This window comes from Falsirhodobacter sp. 1013, assembly GCF_051195255.1.
Lineage (GTDB): Bacteria > Pseudomonadota > Alphaproteobacteria > Rhodobacterales > Rhodobacteraceae > Falsirhodobacter.
Genome location: NZ_JBNJLK010000031.1, coordinates 1 through 3,255 on the forward strand (window position 1 = coordinate 1; position 3,255 = coordinate 3,255).

General features: G+C 59.5%; 3 protein-coding genes. All 3 read right to left on the minus strand.

All coding sequences use genetic code 11. The features are described 5' to 3' along the window. Window positions 1-565 precede the first annotated feature (565 nt). Window positions 566-1,201, minus strand: a complete 636-nt coding sequence (locus ACSHZY_RS18480; RefSeq protein ID WP_435171658.1) for a DUF2268 domain-containing protein — start codon at window positions 1,199-1,201, stop codon at window positions 566-568. Window positions 1,202-1,364: 163 nt separating this feature from the next. Continuing rightward, window positions 1,365-2,351, minus strand: coding sequence for a replication initiation protein (locus ACSHZY_RS18485; RefSeq protein ID WP_245008596.1), 987 nt, complete (start codon window positions 2,349-2,351; stop codon window positions 1,365-1,367). 326 nt (window positions 2,352-2,677) lie between these two features. Then, entirely contained in the window at window positions 2,678-3,133 is a 456-nt protein-coding gene (locus ACSHZY_RS18490; protein WP_435171660.1) for a helix-turn-helix domain-containing protein, read from the minus strand. Between the last annotated feature and the right edge of the window lie 122 nt (window positions 3,134-3,255).

The window sequence follows — 3,255 nt, forward strand, 5'->3', positions numbered from 1 at the left end:
CGCTCATGGGCGGGGGCCTTGCTGGGGTGGGTTTCGATACTTATAGCGCAAGGTTCTACCTTTGCATATATCCTGCCCCTGATCCCCCCAGCAAGGCCGAAGCAGGGCCGAAGCAGGATATATGCGCAGGTATAACCTTGGCGCGTATGGAGCCGAAGGGCGGGCGAAACCTGCAAGCTGCAAGTGAAGGTGGCAGGAAATGTGATTTGTCTTCTTCACCCCCCTGCGGGGCGCTCGAAAGCCCTTGTTTTCAGGCTTCCGGCCCTCTGGGGGTGTGAAGATGCGCGACACTGGAACAGCCCGCCCCCGCCGCCCTACAGCCCGCTCTGATCCGAGCGGGCGGGCGGGGGCTGCCGTGGGGCGCTAAGGCCCAACTATGAGGAATCGGGACTGGGCTGGATTGCGCTAAATTTCGCACGCCAGCAGTTGCGCAAAGTTGCATAAGTTTTCATTCGACTGCGTGGCAAGATGTGTTTTGTAGGCCCACAGTTGGGCCTGCAAACCGTCTTGGTCTTACTCGCCTTCGGCTCGACGGCAACGTCCGTTGCTGGGACGGAGCGGACAGTCAAATCTCTCGAAGGTGCGGCAAGAAAATCTCTGCATCCGCATGAACTAGTGCAGATGCGCGGCCATGCGGATGCGCAGTCAAGTAGCGCGACACGAGCTGATACCCCAAAGAGTAGCCCAGCCATCGCGGTAACGCGGCTGAACCGAAGAACCACTCTTCATGTCCATATCTGGCGTTATTCCATTCCTCCCGTGCCCTTGGGACATGTGGCCGCAAAACCGAGGTTTCCACACTCTCCCAAGGCTCGGGCTGCCAGTTGAACACTTCCTGTGCGAAGTGCCCCGCAAGACCTTCTGATATCAGCGTCTCACCTAACGTCGTGCCATATCCGGGGCCATCCCACCGCGAGCAATGATGCAATTCGTGAGCCAGCATTCTTTCGAGCGACTGGTCGGGGTTCGCCCGCAGGGACGCATGATCAGGGTCTACGGTGACATAGATCACTCCCTTTTCAGGCGCGTAGCCCAGATGTCCTTTCTCTGGGATAACGCGATTACCTCCGGTGATGATCACGTCTGTATCGCCTAACGGCAGCAGAGCAGCAGACGCCGCAAAAGCGGTGCCAAGGCTATCCGTCAGCCAGTCTTTTATGCCTGAAAGCTGATGACGGGCGTTGATGAAATGGAGGGTCATGTTCGGCATGGCACCAATTATCACATCTGACCGCCAAGGGCAGCAATGGGCTCGAAGCAGCACTGTAGCAGGAAATGCCATTTGGCAGCGTTACACTCGGGGACGCGCTGCATCCCCGAGAAAACACGGGCCTTTTGCGCGGAATCGTGTGGGCGGGCGACCGTTACACATTCCCGACTTTGCGGCAGTAATCGCTGAATAGCTTTTCGACGTTCGCGGCATCGAGGGAGATCCCGCGATCCGCCAGGAAGCGCCGGAAGTTCGAGGCGACCAGGGCGTTGTCCTGGTTGCAGCCGGCAGCGTGTTTGAGATCCAGCCAATGGGGGCTGTAGGCGATGGTCCCCGTGGCCGGAAAGGCCACTGCGGCCGCCTTGGCGGGACGAGCTGCACCGCCCGCCTTCCGCGCCGCCAGCTCCTGCGGGGGCGCTGCGGGTTCGGGCTTTTCTTCCCAAGCAATCTCGACGCTGGTGACCGTGCGGCCAACCTTGCGCGGTGTGGCGGTCAGCGTGAGCCGCGATAGCTGGTTTATTTCAGCAATAGCGAGATCGAGAACATCTTTTTTGAGATTGGCAAAACGCTGAATCTTCCCTTCTGGAATACCCAGAACGGCCCGCAATTCAGCAATGGTGAAGGTCTTTGAATGGACCCGCGTCTGCTTGGTCAGGCTGGAAATATGCTGGAACAGCAGCACGGAATACTTGCTGGTAAGGTGGAACACCGTCTGGCGATCGAGGATCGCCCAGATGTTCGACCGCTTGGCCATGTCGAGGAACATTCGCCCGAAATACCACGACACCAGCACGTCGCCCGTGGCCTCGTGGCGGTAGTCCACCGTGGCGTTGTCCAGCAGCCCGCCCACGGTGTAGCGCATGGCCTCGGGATCATCATAGGTCAGCACCGCCGCCCGCAGTTCTTCGAACAAGGGCTTGAGGCTTTCCTTGTCGTGGTGGGCCATGCCGTCGATGCTGCGGATGTCCGCAAGGCGCATCTGATGCTGCACCGGATCGGCCATGCGACCCGCCGCCGTGGCGATCATCAGATGCATCAGTTTGAGCGCCCGCAAACTGGGGGCGTTCCGCATGTAGACCCCCCGCGCCAACTCGGCGGGCAGGACGGTCTTGGTCTGGTCGAAGGCGCGATCCGCGGCCACGGTGAGTGTCTTTCCCATAGGTAGTTATTGAGAGTAGATAGGTTCTACCTGTCAACCTGTCTATTCGGCCCAATACCCTACTTTTGCGGCCCAATACCCTACTTTTGCGGCCCAATACCCTACCTATAGATCCGCAAATATTTGATTTTTAACAGTAATTTTTCCCTGAACTATAGAACTATAAGAACAAGAAGGGCGCAGAGCGCCATTTTGGAGATTCAGATTGTGGATAACTGCCCTGCTGGGGGCAGACCTCGGCCCAATTTGCTACCGATAGCCTCGGCCCAATTTCCCACTTTTCGCTCCGAAGCGTGAATCCGCCCAGATCAGGACTTTGCCGAGAAAGGCCACAAGCGCCGCTTGGGGGCCAGTTCCGCCTCCACGCTGGTCGGAGAGGCGGCAGGAGCCGCTTTCTGCGCCAAAGAGGCAACCTCCCCCCGCAATTCCCCGACTTCGGCCTGTAGCGCCGCACAGAGGGCTTCCAGTGCCTCTAGGCGGGCATGGGGTGCCAATCCGCCCTTTTGCCCGTCAGCGGCGCTCTCAGAGCCTCTCAGGGGCATGTAGGCGGGTTCTGGAGCCTCGCCCTTCTGGAAACGCCCTTCTGCGCTCCTGCCCGCCGTCATGGGCCGCTGCGCGGTCCACAGGTCGAGGTCCTCGACGGCAATGGCCCATCGGTTGCCATGCTTCGTGGCGGCAAGCTCTCCGGCAGCAATGGCGCGGATGATCGTGGTGCGGCTCTGGCCAGAGCGGTCGGCGGCGGCGTTCGGGGTCAATCTGGGCATGGTGAAACCATGGTCAGATTTGGATACTCATGCAAGGTTCTACCTTTGCATATATCCTGCCCCTGATCCCCCCAGCAAGGCCGAAGCAGGGCCGAAGCAGGATATATGCGCAGGTATAACCT